The organism is Streptomyces flavofungini, assembly GCF_014650815.1.
Taxonomy (GTDB): domain Bacteria; phylum Actinomycetota; class Actinomycetes; order Streptomycetales; family Streptomycetaceae; genus Streptomyces; species Streptomyces flavofungini.
Genome location: NZ_BMVR01000011.1, coordinates 60,477 through 74,469, shown reverse-complemented (window position 1 = coordinate 74,469; position 13,993 = coordinate 60,477). Strand labels below are relative to the sequence as shown.

Below are 13,993 nucleotides of genomic sequence, written 5' to 3'. Positions count from 1 at the left end.
ATGGGCCCATGCCTGGGTTTGTGTCCGGGCCCCGACGGTGAGCTATCTCACGATCGGGGCCCGCGCGTATTTCTTGCCTTCCGTCGGTCAACTACGCCCTCGTCGCGGTCCGGCCGCGTGGCAATCGATCGGTCGGGTGATCACCTGCTGGTGAAGAGCGTGCGCGCTGCCGAGACCACCGCTTCGGGGTGTTCCTCGTGGACGTAGTGGCCGCAGCCGTCCACCACTTCGACCCGCAGCCGCGGCGCGTGCGCCGGATCCTCGGTCAGTACGCCCGGCGGCAGCATGAAGTCCGCGTCGCCGCCCAGGACCACCGTCGGGGTGCGCAGCCGGAGCCCCTTGTACCGGCCCAGCACCAGCCGGGAGATGTCCCGCAGGGCGAAACCCCGGTGCAGCGCCTCACCGGCCCGCGCCCGGCCCGGCTCCCGGCTCGACGCGACGAACCCGGCCAGCACGTCCGGCTCCCAGACCGCCTGGTCCACCACTCCCTTGCGCAGCAGGTACCGGGTAAGGCCCGGCCGCCTGCGCAGTACCCACCGGCCGAGCAGCGGCTGCTCCAGGAGTGCCGTGTACCAGAACCTCCAGGCCTGCGGCATGAGGCGGCGGTGCAGCGGCCACGGATGCATCATGTTGAGCGCCAGGTAGTGGCTGAAGCGCTCGGGCGCGCGCAGGCAGGCGTGGAACCCGGCCCAGGCGCCCCAGTCGTGCCCGATCAGCCGCACCCGGTCCAGGCCCAGCGCGTCCAGCAGCGCGAGGACGTCGTCGACCCGGCTGTCGGTGTCGTACCCCTTGGCTGGTGCCTCCGACCAGCCGAAGCCGCGCAGGTCCGGGCAGATCAGCCGGTACTCGCCCGCAAGCCGCGGAATGATCCGGCGCCAGGCGTACCAGTGCTGCGGGAATCCGTGCAGCAGCAGGACCGGCTCCGCGTCCGCGTCCCCGGCCTCCGCCAGGTGCAGGCGTACGCCCCGCACGTCCACGTAGTGGTGGCGTACGCCCGCCAGGTGTGGCATCTCGTCCGCGTCCACCTCGTCCGCGATCAAAGCCATGGCGAACCTCCTTGAAGTGCGGTTGGTTGTCGGGGGGTCAGGAGGCGGCGGGTGGGGAGAAGGTTCCGTTGGATTTGGCGGGGGGTGGGGGATGAATCCGGCTGACTCGGGTGCGGGTGCGGGTGCGGGTGCGGGTGCCGGTGTTGGGGTCGGGGTCGGGGTCGGTGAGGGCGTGGGCGTGAGCCAACGTGGGCGGGGTGCCGCCGAGGAGGTTTCCGTCACGCCGTGGGCCGCCGCTGAGCCGTTGGTCGTGGCGGCGCGGTCCGGTGATGTGCTGGCGCTCAACGACCTGCTCGAACTGCTCACTCCGTACGTGAACCGACTCTGCCGTCCCATCGCCCTGACGGACACGGCGGACGCGGTGCAGGAAGCGCTGATCGCTGTCTTCAGGGGACTGCCGAAACTCAAGGATCCGCGATCGCTGTACGCCTGGGTGCGCACGATTGCCGTACGCGAGGCGGTACGCGTAGCCAAGCGTGCCTCCCGGGAGGTCCCTGTAGCGGTCGACGACTGCGACGGAATCGTCGGCCTCCTGGGCACGCGAACCACTACGGAGCTCGCCTCCGAAGTGCACGACGTGCTGCGTCGGCTCTCCTCCGAACACCGGGCCATCCTGGTGCTGCGGGAGTTGGAGGGCCTGGACGAGAAGGCGGCCGGTGAGCTGCTGAACGTATCGATCGGAACGGTGAAGTCCCGGTTGCACCGGGCCCGCGACAACTTCCGGAAGGCGTGGGTGCGGTGAACGGGGATGCGGTGAACGGGGATGTGATGGACGCCGATTGGCCGACGGGCGGGCTCGACCCGGTCCGCAGGCTGCGGGTGCTGGCGGCGGGTCTGAACCCGGTGATGTACGCGGAGGCTCACCTCGACGTGTCCTTCGCGGAGGTGTGGGCGGTGGCCGGGGATCTGGAGGGTGAGCTGCCGCACCTCATTCCGTCGATACGGGCGTTTCGGTTGGAGGAAGGGGGAGCGGGGGGTGCTGCGGCGGGCGGTCGTGATCGGTGCCGGGCCGTGGCGCACGGCCCGCTGGGGCATGCCGCCGACTTCGACGTGCTGCTGCAGTCGGGCTGGTGCCTGATGCAGAGCCGGATGGTGATCGGCGGGATGGCCGCTGTGGCGGAGGGCGCGGGGACGCGCTTCGCCGTTCTGGGCGGGGCCCGGCCCTCCTGGCTCCGCAGTGGCCTCTCCCCGCTGCGGCCGATCGGACGCGGGAGGGGGGCCCGCATGATCGACAGGGCTCGTCGGCGGGTGGCGGTGCGGCGCGTAGATGTGCGGGAAAGTAGGTCCTGAGCTGGGGTTTTGTCAGGATCGGCGGGAGAGGTGGGGAGAGTTATCCACAGGCTGTGACGGGAATTCGCCCGCGGCGGTACCGTCGGTGTCAGTTGATTTCGCGGGGACCCGGCGATGGAGTTCGGGGGGTCCGGCGGTGGTCGGGTTGTCGGCAAACAGGGGGGCGATGGGTGTGGGCGGCGACGGTATGGCGTTCGCGGGGGTCGAGCAGTCGGGCGTGCGGCGGATGCCGCGTGTGGAGGGGTTCGCGCACTGGCCCGGGGACGGGGCGGCGGGGGTGTCCGGTTCGTCCGGGGGCGCTGGGTCGGCTGGTTCATCTGGTTCGTCTGGGTACGTCGTGCCTGTGCAGCCCAAGCAGGAGGGCAAGGCCCTGCGGGGAGCCACCCCGCGCATCGCGCACGCGGAGTTCGTGGAGGACGACCACCGTCCCGACCCCGTCGCCGTCATCGAGGAGACCAACCGGGGGCGGCTCGCGGAGCTGACGCCGCTGCGGGTGGGCAGGATGGCCGCGTCCCCCTTCGCCTTCCTGCGCGGCTCCGCCGGACTCATGGCGTACGACCTCGCGCGCACCCCGCTCACCGGCATCGGCGCCCAGATATGCGGCGACGCCCACGCGGCCAACTTCGGGCTGTACGGGGACGCGCGCGGCGGCCTCGTCATCGACCTGAACGACTTCGACGAGACGGTGCACGGACCCTGGGAGTGGGACGTCAAGCGGCTCGCCACCTCCCTCGTCCTGGCCGGCCGGGAGGCGGGCGCCACGGAGGACACCTGCGCGGAAGCGGCCTACGACGCCGTGGGTGCGTACCGGCGCACGATGCGACTCCTCGCCAAGCTCCCCGTGATCGATGCCTGGAACGCGATCGCCGACGAGGAACTGGTCTCCCACACCGACGCCCGCGACCTGCTCGGCACCCTCGACCGCGTCTCCGAGAAGGCCCGGCAGAACACCAGCGCCCGCTTCGCCGCCAAGTCCACCGAGCCGGTCCCGGGCGCCGGGACCCCGCCGGGCCACGTCACGCCCCGGCGCTTCGTCGACGCGCCCCCGGTGCTCCGGCGGATACCGGACGCGGAGGCGGCGGCGGTCGCCGCGGCCCTCGGTGAGTACCGCACCACTCTGCCGGAGGACCGCCTGCCCCTCCTCGCGCGGTACTCCATCCAGGACGTCGCGTTCCGCGTCGTCGGCACCGGCAGCGTCGGACTGCGCTCCTATGTGGTGCTGCTCCTCGACCATCGCGGGGAGCCGCTGGTCCTGCAGGTGAAGGAAGCCGGGTCCTCCGCGCTGCTGCCGCATCTGCCGGTGGCGGGCTTCAAGGAGCAGCAGAGCGAGCACGAGGGCCGACGGGTGGTGGCCGGCCAGAAGCGCATGCAGGTCGTCAGCGACTTCCTGCTCGGTTGGACGACGATATCCGGACGGCCTTTCCAGGTACGGCAGTTCAGGAACCGCAAGGGCAGCGTGGACCCGGCCGCCCTCGCCGCCGACCAGCTCGACGACTACGGCCGCATGACCGGCGCCCTGCTCGCCCGCGCCCACGCGCACAGCGCCGACCCCCGGCTCGTCTCCGGGTACTGCGGCAAGAACGACGAGCTGGACGAGGCGGTCGCCGCCTTCGCGGTGACGTACGCGGACCGCACGGAGGCCGACCACGCCCAGCTCGTGGCCGCGGTGAAGGAGGGGCGGCTGCGGGCCACGGACTAGGGAGCCATACGGCGGGGAGCCGTGGCCTAGGCTGGACAGGTGACGACCCCGGAAGCCGAGCCGACGAACCCTGAGACGCCCCAGTCCGACGAGGGGGCGAGGCCGGATTCCGGGACGCCGCCGGAGGCGGGCGATCAGGCGGGTGCCGGTGCGGGACCTGCGGCGGGCGGCCAGGCCGATGCCGGTGCTGGGCCCGAGTCGGGTGGCCCTGCCGGTGCCGGTGCGCGGCCCGAGGAGCGGCTTGAGAAGGCTGTGCGTGCCGCCGAGCAGGCGTTGATCGAGTACGAGATCGCGGTGGAGACGTTCCGGGTCGAGGTCGAGAACTTCTCCCGGCTGCATCACCAGAAGCTCGGCCCGATGTACTCGCGCCTGGACGAGCTGGACGCCCTGATCGCCGAGGCCGTGGCGGCCCGGTCCGGTGACCCGGAGGACCTGCGCAAGGCGGACGAGGCGCGGGCGCGCGTGATGCCGATGCCGGCCGTCGAGGAGCTGTTCCACGGCTGGATGGACGGCGACGGGCTGTTCCCCGAGGCCGCCGCGATGCTCACCGAGCAGTCCGTGCGGCCGCCGCAGCGGGTGCGGCCGAGCGACGAGGTCCGCAAGCTCTACCGGGAGCTGGTCCGCAAGGCCCACCCCGACCTCGCGCAGGACGAGAAGGAGCGCGGGCGGCGCGACGAGTTCATCACCCGCGTGAACGCCGCGTACGGCCGCGGCGACGAGGCGCTGCTGCGGGAGCTGCTCGCCGAGTGGGCCGCGGGGCCGGTGCCCGAGGAACTGCGGCCCACGCCGAGCGAGGAGCTGTACGCGCGGCTCGAATGGCTCGCCCGGCGCAAGGAGCTGCTCTCGGTCGTGGCCGGGGAGCTGGAGGAGAGCGCGATCGGGTCGATGCTGAAGCTGGCGCCCGACGACCCGGACCGCCTCCTGGAGGAGATCGCCGAGCAACTGCTCGCCCAGGTCGCCGAGCGCGAGGCGGAGCTGGAGCGGCTGACCGCCTGAGTTGGGCGGTGCGGTGCCGTGCGGGCGGCGCCGGTTCGGTGGGCGGTGCCTCCTGGGTGGGCGGCGTCGGGGCGGTGGCTTTCGGGTAGCGTCGGGGGTATGCAATTCGGATCTGGTGTGCCCACGGTCGGGGTCGACGCGCTCTCGAACGACGACTTCCTGCTGGACGTCCGTGAGGACGATGAATGGCAGGCGGGTCACGCGGAGGGTGCGCTGCACATTCCGATGAGTGACTTCGTCGCCCGCTTCGGCGAGTTGACCGAGAAGGCGCCGGAGGGCGGCAAGGTCAACGTCATCTGCCGGTCCGGCGGCCGTTCCGCGCAGGTGACCATGTATCTCGCGCAGCAGGGCCTCGACGCGGTGAACGTCGACGGCGGCATGCAGGCCTGGGAGGCCACCGGCAGGCCCGTCGTCGACGACAAGGGCCAGCCCGGCACGGTGATCTAGCCCGGTCGGGCTCGGGGAACTGGTCGGTCCGGCGCCGTGCTCCCGTCGGGCGTGGGCGTGGTGGGACCGGCGCCCGATCGCGGGCCCGTCGCCTCAGCTGAGGGAGTGTGCGGCCAGCAGGTCGCCCAGGGCGTCCTCGTGCGCCGCGGCCGGGCCCAGCGCCAGCTCCAGGTGCTTGGCCCAGGCGTGGTAGCGGTGCAGGGGGTAGTCGGTGTCGGCGCCGAAGCCGCCGTGCAGGTGCTGCGCGGTCTGCACCACCCGGCGAACCCCGTCCGACGCCCAGATCTTGGCCACCGCCACGTCTCCGGAGGCCGGGAGCGGCCCGCCGTTGCCCGCGCCCGCGCGGTCCGGTGAGCTGATGCGCCAGGCGGCCTGCCAGAGGGTGACCTCCATCGCGCGCAGGTCGATGTAGCGGTCGGCGGCCTGCATGGCGACCGCCTGGAAGGTGGCGACCGGGAACCCGAACTGCTCGCGCTTGCCGGTGTATTCACTCGTCATGCCGAGCACGCCCGTACCGAGTCCGAGCGCGAGCGCGCAGGTGCCGGTCGCGAGCAGGTCCCGCAGGAAGTCCCAGGCCCCGTCCGCCGTGATGACGTCCCGGGCCCCGACCCGTACCGCGTCCAGGCGCAGTTCGCCGAGCCGCTCCCCGCTGGTGGAGAACTGCTCGGCGAGGGCGAGCCCGGACAGCCCACGCGGCACCAGGGCGAGGACCGCGCGGCCGTCGGGGGCCGTGGCGGGCACGACGGTGATGTCGGCGTCGTAGGCCCAGGGGACGCCGGTCTGGAGGCCGTCCAGGATCCAGTCGTCGCCGTCGGGGCGTGCGGTGACGGCGAGCTCGGCGCCGTCGTGACCGGTGCGGCCGTTCGCCGCGACGGTCAGCACGGTCTCGCCGCGCGCGGCCGACTCCAGGACGGCCCGCTTCAACTCGTCGCCGCCGTAGGCCTGGACGACGTACGCGGCCGCGCCGCTCTCCAGAAGCGGGACCCGGGCGAGCACCTTCGCCGACTCGCGCAGCACCAGGCAGAGCGCGATGGGGTCCAGGCCCGACCCGCCGTACTCGGGTGCCATCAGCAGGCTGAGCAGGTCGGCGTCGGCGAGCCTGGCCCACAGCGCGCGGTCGAAGTCCTCGGCGACGGCCCCGGGCGTGAGGGCGGGGCTGGGCACGCCGTCCGGCGCGACATCGGCGAAGACCGCCTTGGCCGCCTCGAGCGCCGCCTGCTGCTCCTCGGTGAAGGTGAAGTCCACTGCTTGTCCCTCCGCACCGGCCGGTTCGGTCTCGTCGGCTCCGTCGCTGTTTCTGACGGGTCGTCAAGATAGAACAGGTTCTATGGGAAGGGAACAGGCGCGGCGGGTGGTCCGGCGCCGACCCCGTGAGGTGAGGTGGGTCGTGTGGCGTGGGCCCATGACGTCGGCCGTGGGCCGGGGCCGCTCAGCGGTCGAAGTCCAACTCCACCTTGTCCGTGGTCGGATGCGACTGGCACGCCAGCACATAGCCGGCTTCGGTCTCCTCCGGCTCCAGCGCGAAGTTCCGGTCCATGCGGACCTCGCCGGACACCTTGAACGCCCTGCACGTGCCGCACACTCCGCCCTTGCAGGCGAACGGCGCGTCCGCGCGGTTGCGCAGCACCGTGTCGAGCAGGGACTCCCCCGCCTGCACCGGCCAGGTGCCGGAGCGGCCGTCGAGGGTGACCGTGACCGTGCTGTCCGCCGGGGCGGGCACCGTCGGTGCCGTCGCGAGGCCGTCGTCCACGTGGAATATCTCCTCGTGGATGCGCCGCCGCGGCACCCCCAGCGCCCGCAGCGTCCGCTCCGCACCCTGCACCAGTCCGTACGGCCCGCACAGGAACCAGCCGTCGACCTGCTCGACCGGCAGCAGCGCGGGCAGCAGCCGGGCAAGCCGCTCCTCGTCCAGGCGGCCCGAGTTGAGCCCCGCCTGCTGCTCCTCGCGGGAGAGCACCGTCACCAGTTGGAAGCGGTCCGGCCAGCGGTCCTTCAGGTCGGCGACCTCGTCGAGGAACATCGTGGACGCCGCCGTGCGGTCGCTGCGGATGAGACAGAACTCGGCGCCCGGCTCGCGCTCCAGGAGCGTCGTCACGATGGAGAGCACCGGCGTGATCCCGCTGCCGCCGACCACCGCGGCATACCTCCCCGGTGCCGGATCCAGGGTGAAGCGGCCCGCTGGGGTCATCACCTCCAGCTCGTCCCCGACGGCGACCTCCTTGCGCGCGTACGTCGAGAAGGCGCCGCCCTCCACCACGCGCACCCCCACCCGCAACTCCCGGGGCTCACCCGGGGCTTGGGGATCCGGCGCGGGGGAGCAGATGGAGTACGTGCGCCGGATCTCCGTGCCGTCGACGACGCGGCGGAGGGCGAGGTGCTGGCCGGGGGCGTACCGGTACTCCTCGCGCAGGTGCGGTGGCACCTCGAACGTCAGCGTCACGGCGTCGTCGGTGAGCTCCTCGACGGCCGCCACACGGAGCGGGTGGAAGCGTGCCATCACAGCTCCTTGAAGTGGTCGAAGGGCTCCCGGCAGGTCACGCAGCGGCGCAGCGCCTTGCAGGCGGTGGACGAGAAGCGGCTGAGCAGCTCGGTGTCCGTCGAGCCGCAGTGCGGGCAGCGGACCGTGAGGGTGAGCGGGACCACGCCGTCGGCGGCGTGCGGGCGCGGCGGCGCGATGCCGAACTCGGCGAGCTTGCGGCGGCCTTCGGCGCTGATGTCGTCCGTCGACCAGGCGGGGGAGAGCACCGTGCGCACCGTGACATCGTCCCGGCCGTGCTCGCGCAGCACCTGCTCTATGCCCGCGCTCATGGCCTCTATCGCGGGGCAGCCCGTGTACGTCGGGGTCAGCTCGACGTCCACATGGCCCGTGTCGCTGACCCGGAGGGAGCGGAGCACGCCCAGCTCGGCCAGGCTGAGGACGGGCAGCTCGGGGTCGGGCACGGAGCCCGCGAGGGCGTGCAGCCGGGCCTCAAGGGCGGTGGGCGCGGGAGCCGCTGCGGGCTCGGTGGGTGCTGGGGGCGCCTTGGGTCCGGCAGCCGCGCTGGGCGCTTCGGGGGCCGTGGTCACCATGACGCCCCCGGGTGGCTGCGGTGCAGGTGCTGCATCTCGGCGAGCATCCGGCCGAACGGCTCGGTGTGCAGGCCCTCGCGTCCGGCGCCGGCCGTCCACGCTCCGCTCTGCGGCCCCTCGGGGACGGTGAGCGTCGCCTTTCCGAGCACGTCGGTGACCCGGGCGGTCCACTGCTCCCGCAGGGCGTCCCGGTCGAGGTCGAGGCCGGCGACGGGCCCGAACATCTCCCCGGTGAACCGCCACAGCGCGTCCACGCCGTGCTGCATGCGCTCGTGGCTCGCGGCCGTGCCGTCGCCGAGCCGGAGCGTCCACTGCTCGGCGTGGTCCTGGTGGTAGGCCACCTCCTTGACGGCCTTCGCGGCGAGCGGCGCCAACGCGCTTTCGGTTGCCGCCAGTTGGCCGTACATGAGGTTCTGGTACACGGAGAAGTAGAGCTGGCGGGCGATGGTGTGCGCGAAGTCGCCGTTCGGCTGCTCGACCAGCTGGAGGTTGCGGAAGGCGCGCTCCTCGCGCAGATACGCCAGCTCGTCCTCGTCGCCCGCCAGGGAGAGCAGCACCCGGGCCTGGCCGAGCAGGTCCAGGGCGATGTTCGCCAGGGCCACCTCTTCTTCGAGGACGGGGGCGTGGCCCGCCCACTCACCCAGCCGGTGCGAGAGCACCAGCGCGTCGTCGCCCAGGGCGAGAGCCGCGGTGTGGACGGCCGGGGCGTCGGTGGGCGTGGCCGCGGGAGCCGACGGCGCCGCCGTGGGGGGCATGGGCGTGGCGGTCACAGGTGCTTCACTCCTTCCGGGATGTCGTAGAACGTGGGGTGGCGGTAGGGCTTGTCGGCGGAGGGCTCGAAGAACGAGTCCTTCTCGTCCGGCGAGGAAGCGGTGATCTCCGCGGACGGCACGACCCAGATGGAGACGCCCTCGTTCCTGCGGGTGTACAGGTCCCGGGCGTTGCGCAGGGCCATCTCGGCGTCCGGCGCGTGCAGGCTGCCCGCGTGCGTGTGGGACAGGCCGCGGCGCGAGCGCACGAACACTTCCCACAGCGGCCATTCGGTCGAGCCGGTCATGCGGTCGCCTCCTTGCGCTCGCTCTGCTTGGCGGCGTACGCGGCCGCCGCCTCCCGCACCCAGGCGCCCTCGTCGTGGGCTCGCCTGCGCTGCGTGATGCGCTGGTCGTTGCACGGGCCGTTGCCCTTGAGGACCGACCAGAACTCGCTCCAGTCGATGGCGCCGAAGTCGTGCTGCCCCCGCTCCTCGTTCCACTTCAGGTCCGGGTCGGGGAGCGTGAGGCCGAGTGATTCGGCCTGGGGGACGCAGATGTCCACGAAGCGCTGGCGCAGCTCGTCGTTCGAGTGGCGCTTGATCTTCCAGACCATCGACTGCTCGGAGTGCGACGACTCCGCGTCCGGCGGCCCGAACATCATGAGGGACGGCCACCACCAGCGGTCCACGGCGTCCTGGGCCATCGCGTGCTGCGCCTCGGTGCCGTTGCTGAGGGCGAGCAGCAGTTCGTACCCCTGGCGCTGGTGGAACGACTCCTCCTTGCAGACGCGGACCATCGCGCGGGCATAGGGGCCGTACGAACACCGGCACAGCGGGACCTGGTTGGTGATCGCCGCGCCGTCCACGAGCCAGCCGATGGCTCCTACGTCCGCCCAGGTCAGGGTGGGGTAGTTGAAGATCGAGGAGTACTTCTGGCGGCCCGAGTGGAGCTTGTCGAGCAGGTCGTCGCGGCTCGCGCCGAGCGTTTCCGCGGCGCTGTACAGATACAGGCCGTGGCCCGCCTCGTCCTGGACCTTGGCCATCAGGATCGCCTTGCGGCGCAGGGACGGCGCGCGCGTGATCCAGTTGGCCTCCGGCTGCATGCCGATGATCTCGGAGTGGGCGTGCTGCGCTATCTGGCGCACGAGCGTGGCGCGATAGGCGTCCGGCATCCAGTCGCGCGGCTCGATGCGCTCGTCGGCCGCGACGGCCGCGTCGAAGGCGGACTCGAGCGCGGCGGTGTCCACGGCGGCGGCCGCGGGTTGGTGCGGCGCCGTGGTGAGCGGCTGGTGCGCTGTCGCCATCTCGGTCCCCCTCGACCTCGGGCTGTGTCTCGGCATGTCATCGAACCCACCGACCGACCGACCGATCGTTCGGTTCGTTGCAGTTCAATGGTGCGGCGCCTCGCCATAAGGTGTCAACCCTGTGGATAACCTCCGGGGCGCTGGGCCTGGCGGGCGGGCCTGAGTACCGTTCCGGCGGCAGGGTTCGGTCGGAGGGTCGAGGAACGGGGCGAGATGGACGCGTACGACAAGGATTCGGGCGGCGAGCCCGCCGGGTCCGATGCCGCGCCCACGGGGTCCGATGCCGGGCCTGCCGCGCTGGAAGGCCCCGTCGACGAGCCTGCCGTCCCACCGGCCCCCGCTGCCCCACCAGTCCTAGCCGCCCCACCGGCTCCCGCCGCCGACACCCCCGCCCGCACCGGCATCGCCGCCCTCTCCCGAGGCTCGCAGGTCGTCGCCATCCTCGCCCTCGCCGCGGTCGTCGTCACCGTCTGCGTCCACGTCGGGATGGTGTTCCTGCACGTCGCGCCGTCGAACACCGTGACCAAGGAACACGGCCGGACCGTCGACGACTGGATCTACCCGGAGTTCGAGCAGAACTGGAAGCTGTTCGCGCCGAACCCGCTCCAGCAGAACGTGTCGGTGCAGGTCCGGGCGCAGATCCGGACCACGGACGGGGTCGGCAGGACCACGCGCTGGTACGACTTGTCCGCGCAGGACGGCGCCGCCATCGACCACAACCTCCTGCCGAGCCACACGCAGCAGAACGAGCTGCGCCGGGGCTGGGACTTCTTCGTCTCCACGCACGACGCGCAGAATCGTCCCACCGGTCTGCGCGGTGAGCTGTCGGAGCGCTACGTCCGCCGCATCGTGCTGCTGCGCCTCGACCGGCACGAGCCGCTGGCCCGTGGCGAGGCGTTCGACCAGGTGCAGGTCCGGGCCCGGACCACGGTCGTACAGCCGCCGGAGTGGAGTGACGAGAAGATCACCACCAAGCCCGTCCTGCGGGTGCTTCCGTGGTGGTCGGTCACGCCGGGCGACCTGCCGCTGGCCGGCGAGGACCGCGCGCGCAGAGACGTCGCCGCCGGGCTGAACGCGCGCAGAGACGTGGCCGTCGAGCGGAACGGGGGTGTCCGGTGAGCCGTTTTGCCCCGCTCGCCCAGGGCGTGCAGCGTGTCACGGCCCAGGCCCTCGGCCCGTACCAGACCGCCGTCGTCCGGATCGGCTTCGCCGCCACCTGGCTGCTGTTCCTGCTGCGCGAACTGCCGCACCGGCGTGAGCTGTACGGGCCCGACGGGCCCTGGAGCTGGGACATGGCCCGGCAGCTCATCTCCGCCAACGACGCCTTCACGGCGCTGATGTGGTCGGACGGCCGGGTGTGGTTCGAGATCGTCTACTTCTTGGCGATCGTCTCCAGCGCCCTGCTGGTCGTCGGCTGGCGCACCCGCACCATGTCCGTGCTGTTCATGATCGGTGTGCTGTCGCTGCAGAACCGCAGCATCTTCATGGGGGACGGCGGCGACAACGTCATCCATCTCATGGCGATCTACCTGGTGTTCACGCGGTGCGGCCAGGTCTGGTCCCTGGACGCGCGCCGCGCGGCACGCGCGCGTGGGGCACGGCTCGCCTACGGGGACGACGGAAACCATGCCGATGACGGCAGCGGTGTGGTCGACGGCAGCCGTGGGGACGACGGAGACCGTGCTGACCGGGGTGACCGGGTCGGTCCCGTCCTCTGGTGGGTGCTCGGCCTCGCCCTGTCCGTCGTGACGTTCATGGGGGAGCTCACCGGCTTCTGGCTGCTGCTGTTCTGGGGGCTGTGGGCCGCGCACGGGCTGTGGTGGGTGGCCGGGCGGCGCGCTCCGAACGGTGAGCCGCGCGTGCTGCTCGACGTCGTCGCCAACCTCGCCCACAACGCCGCCCTGTTGGTGATCATGGTCGAGGCGTGCCTGATCTACGCCACGGCCGGCTGGTACAAGATCCAGGGCAGCCGCTGGCAGGACGGGACGGCCGTCTACTACCCCCTCCAGCTCGACTACTTCTCGCCCTGGCCCGCGCTTGCCGACCTGCTGACCTCGCACGGCGTGTTGGTGATGCTGGTGACCTACGGGACGGTCGCCGTCCAGGTCGCCTTCCCGTTCACGCTGTTCAACCGGCGCGTCAAGAACGTGTTGCTCGCTGTGATGATCTTCGAGCACGCCGTCATCGCCGTCGTCCTGGGGCTGCCGTTCTTCTCGCTCGCGATGATCGCGGCCGACGCCGTCTTCCTGCCCACGTCGTTCCTGCGCCGCCTCGGCGGCTGGGCGACCCGCGCGCGGGAGGGGCTGCTCTCTCGGGTGCCGCGGCGCTCCCGCACGGAGGCGTCGCCGGAGCCGCCCGGGGAGGAACACACCCGGGATGCCACCGAGCACGCGCGCGTAGGCTTCGGTGCGTGAGCAGTAGTGGTCCGAGCAGTAGTGGTCTGAGCAGTAGTGGTCTGAGCAGTAGTGGTCTGAGCGGGAGCGGTCCGAGCGGTTGTGGGCGGTAGTGGCGACTGTGGGCATGAGCGGTAGCGGCAATGGGCGGCAGTGGCGATGAGCGGTAGGCGAACGGACGGCGACGGCATCGGCGGCGGCGCCCCGCACCGAGTGGAGTCGACCGACCCGGTCCGCGTCTGGCACGGCCTCGCCGACACCTCCGTACTCCTCGACGGTTTCCACGCCCTCAAGCACGCGCTCCGCTTCGGCGCCTCCATTCCCGTCGCCCTGACCAGCGACAAGGCCGCCGTCCTCGCCCTCGCGCAGGACTTGGCGCCGGATGTGTCGGACGCTCTCGACGCGCTGCTCGCCGAGACCGACGACGCGACGCTGCGCGCCCTCGTGCCCCGGCTGCACCCCACGGCCGTGGCCGCTTTGGCGGTGCGTCCGTCGCGTGCCGCCAACCTGCGGGCGCTGGAGCACACCCCCAGGTCCGCGCCGGTGGTCGTCCTCGACGATCCGCGCAACCTCGGCAACGCCGGGGCGGTGATCCGGCTCGCGGCGGGCTTCGGCGCGACGGGTGTCGTGACGACCGGCACGCTCGACCCCTGGCATCCCACGGTCGTACGCGGCGGCGCGGGCCTGCACTTCGCCACGGCGGTGGAGCGTGTGGACGTCGAGGAACTGCCCAAGGGGCCCCTGTTCGCCCTCGACGCGGAGGGCGAGGACATCCGAGGCATCGAGGTCCCGGACGGCGCCGTGCTGGCCTTCGGGTCCGAGCGGAGCGGTCTGTCGGCCGAACTGCGCGCCCGCACCGACCACTTGGTGTCGCTGCCGATGCGGCCGCAGGTGTCGAGCTACAACCTGGCGACGAGTGTCGCCATGGCGCTCTTCCACTGGTCGTCGGGCAGGCCCCCGAAGGCCCAGGCCTGAGCCTGCTCCCCCGGGGGCTGCGC

Annotated in this window: 15 protein-coding genes; 8 read left to right on the top strand and 7 right to left on the bottom strand. The window is 72.1% G+C overall.

Annotation, left to right across the window (positions count from 1 at the left end):
• Positions 1-140: 140 nt before the first annotated feature.
• Positions 141-1,046 (bottom strand): alpha/beta fold hydrolase, encoded by a 906-nt coding sequence (locus IE274_RS26895; protein WP_190118481.1) that lies wholly within the window; start codon positions 1,044-1,046, stop codon positions 141-143.
• 178 nt (positions 1,047-1,224) lie between these two features.
• Between IE274_RS26895 and IE274_RS26890 the strand changes: the two genes are divergently transcribed.
• The 5 genes from IE274_RS26890 to IE274_RS26870 all read left to right on the top strand — a co-directional run bounded on the left by IE274_RS26890 (position 1,225) and on the right by IE274_RS26870 (position 5,478).
• Entirely contained in the window at positions 1,225-1,788 is a 564-nt protein-coding gene (locus IE274_RS26890) for an RNA polymerase sigma factor (protein WP_229909838.1), read from the top strand.
• Between the two features lie 26 nt (positions 1,789-1,814).
• The gene (locus IE274_RS26885; protein WP_190118479.1) at positions 1,815-2,336 is read left to right on the top strand and encodes a hypothetical protein; all 522 of its coding nucleotides are present in this window, start codon (positions 1,815-1,817) and stop codon (positions 2,334-2,336) included.
• Between the two features lie 166 nt (positions 2,337-2,502).
• The gene (locus IE274_RS26880) at positions 2,503-4,035 is read left to right on the top strand and encodes a DUF2252 domain-containing protein (protein WP_372446971.1); all 1,533 of its coding nucleotides are present in this window, start codon (positions 2,503-2,505) and stop codon (positions 4,033-4,035) included.
• A gap of 39 nt (positions 4,036-4,074) precedes the next feature.
• Positions 4,075-5,031 carry a J domain-containing protein gene (locus tag IE274_RS26875; RefSeq protein WP_190118478.1) on the top strand — a complete coding sequence of 319 codons (957 nt, stop codon included), beginning with the start codon at positions 4,075-4,077 and terminating at the stop codon, positions 5,029-5,031.
• Positions 5,032-5,130: 99 nt separating this feature from the next.
• Complete coding sequence (locus IE274_RS26870; RefSeq protein ID WP_190118477.1) at positions 5,131-5,478, top strand: rhodanese-like domain-containing protein; 348 nt, start codon at positions 5,131-5,133, stop codon at positions 5,476-5,478.
• A gap of 93 nt (positions 5,479-5,571) precedes the next feature.
• Here the strand turns inward: IE274_RS26870 and IE274_RS26865 are convergent, their stop codons facing one another.
• The 6 genes from IE274_RS26865 to paaA form a co-directional block, all read right to left on the bottom strand.
• Positions 5,572-6,723, bottom strand: coding sequence for an acyl-CoA dehydrogenase family protein (locus IE274_RS26865; RefSeq protein WP_190118476.1), 1,152 nt, complete (start codon positions 6,721-6,723; stop codon positions 5,572-5,574).
• A gap of 184 nt (positions 6,724-6,907) precedes the next feature.
• Positions 6,908-7,975 (bottom strand): 1,2-phenylacetyl-CoA epoxidase subunit PaaE, encoded by a 1,068-nt coding sequence (gene paaE, locus IE274_RS26860; RefSeq protein WP_190118475.1) that lies wholly within the window; start codon positions 7,973-7,975, stop codon positions 6,908-6,910.
• Positions 7,975-8,547 carry a 1,2-phenylacetyl-CoA epoxidase subunit PaaD gene (gene paaD, locus IE274_RS26855; RefSeq protein ID WP_229909837.1) on the bottom strand — a complete coding sequence of 191 codons (573 nt, stop codon included), beginning with the start codon at positions 8,545-8,547 and terminating at the stop codon, positions 7,975-7,977. Before paaD ends, paaE begins: the two co-directional genes overlap by 1 nt.
• Entirely contained in the window at positions 8,541-9,302 is a 762-nt protein-coding gene (paaC, locus tag IE274_RS26850) for a 1,2-phenylacetyl-CoA epoxidase subunit PaaC (protein WP_190118657.1), read from the bottom strand. Before paaC ends, paaD begins: the two co-directional genes overlap by 7 nt.
• Positions 9,303-9,313: 11 nt before the next feature.
• Positions 9,314-9,604, bottom strand: a complete 291-nt coding sequence (paaB, locus tag IE274_RS26845) for a 1,2-phenylacetyl-CoA epoxidase subunit PaaB (RefSeq protein WP_030360620.1) — start codon at positions 9,602-9,604, stop codon at positions 9,314-9,316.
• On the bottom strand, positions 9,601-10,602 hold the full coding sequence (paaA, locus tag IE274_RS26840) for a 1,2-phenylacetyl-CoA epoxidase subunit PaaA (protein ID WP_190118474.1): 1,002 nt from the start codon (positions 10,600-10,602) through the stop codon (positions 9,601-9,603). The genes paaB and paaA overlap by 4 nt, the downstream gene beginning before the upstream one ends.
• Positions 10,603-10,815: 213 nt before the next feature.
• On the opposite strand from paaA, the gene IE274_RS26835 reads away from it, so the two are divergent.
• The 3 genes from IE274_RS26835 (at position 10,816) to IE274_RS26825 (ending at position 13,970) form a co-directional block, all read left to right on the top strand.
• Positions 10,816-11,721 carry a DUF5819 family protein gene (locus IE274_RS26835; protein WP_190118473.1) on the top strand — a complete coding sequence of 302 codons (906 nt, stop codon included), beginning with the start codon at positions 10,816-10,818 and terminating at the stop codon, positions 11,719-11,721.
• The gene (locus IE274_RS26830) at positions 11,718-13,016 is read left to right on the top strand and encodes an HTTM domain-containing protein (RefSeq protein WP_190118472.1); all 1,299 of its coding nucleotides are present in this window, start codon (positions 11,718-11,720) and stop codon (positions 13,014-13,016) included. Before IE274_RS26835 ends, IE274_RS26830 begins: the two co-directional genes overlap by 4 nt.
• Positions 13,017-13,154: 138 nt before the next feature.
• Complete coding sequence (locus tag IE274_RS26825) at positions 13,155-13,970, top strand: TrmH family RNA methyltransferase (RefSeq protein WP_229909835.1); 816 nt, start codon at positions 13,155-13,157, stop codon at positions 13,968-13,970.
• Positions 13,971-13,993: the final 23 nt, after the last annotated feature.

Excerpts from the sequence above, each read along its gene's own strand:
- IE274_RS26880 (WP_372446971.1), top strand. The coding sequence starts at position 2,503 with ATGGGTGTGGGCGGCGACGGTATGGCGTTCGCGGGGGTCGAGCAGTCG.
- IE274_RS26825 (WP_229909835.1), top strand. The coding sequence starts at position 13,155 with ATGAGCGGTAGGCGAACGGACGGCGACGGCATCGGCGGCGGCGCCCCG.
- paaE (WP_190118475.1), bottom strand. The coding sequence starts at position 7,975 with ATGGCACGCTTCCACCCGCTCCGTGTGGCGGCCGTCGAGGAGCTCACC.
- IE274_RS26870 (WP_190118477.1), top strand. The coding sequence starts at position 5,131 with ATGCAATTCGGATCTGGTGTGCCCACGGTCGGGGTCGACGCGCTCTCG.
- IE274_RS26895 (WP_190118481.1), bottom strand. The coding sequence starts at position 1,046 with ATGGCTTTGATCGCGGACGAGGTGGACGCGGACGAGATGCCACACCTG.
- paaC (WP_190118657.1), bottom strand. The coding sequence starts at position 9,302 with ATGCCCCCCACGGCGGCGCCGTCGGCTCCCGCGGCCACGCCCACCGAC.
- IE274_RS26885 (WP_190118479.1), top strand. The coding sequence starts at position 1,815 with ATGGACGCCGATTGGCCGACGGGCGGGCTCGACCCGGTCCGCAGGCTG.
- paaB (WP_030360620.1), bottom strand. The coding sequence starts at position 9,604 with ATGACCGGCTCGACCGAATGGCCGCTGTGGGAAGTGTTCGTGCGCTCG.
- paaA (WP_190118474.1), bottom strand. The coding sequence starts at position 10,602 with ATGGCGACAGCGCACCAGCCGCTCACCACGGCGCCGCACCAACCCGCG.
- IE274_RS26835 (WP_190118473.1), top strand. The coding sequence starts at position 10,816 with ATGGACGCGTACGACAAGGATTCGGGCGGCGAGCCCGCCGGGTCCGAT.
- paaD (WP_229909837.1), bottom strand. The coding sequence starts at position 8,547 with ATGGTGACCACGGCCCCCGAAGCGCCCAGCGCGGCTGCCGGACCCAAG.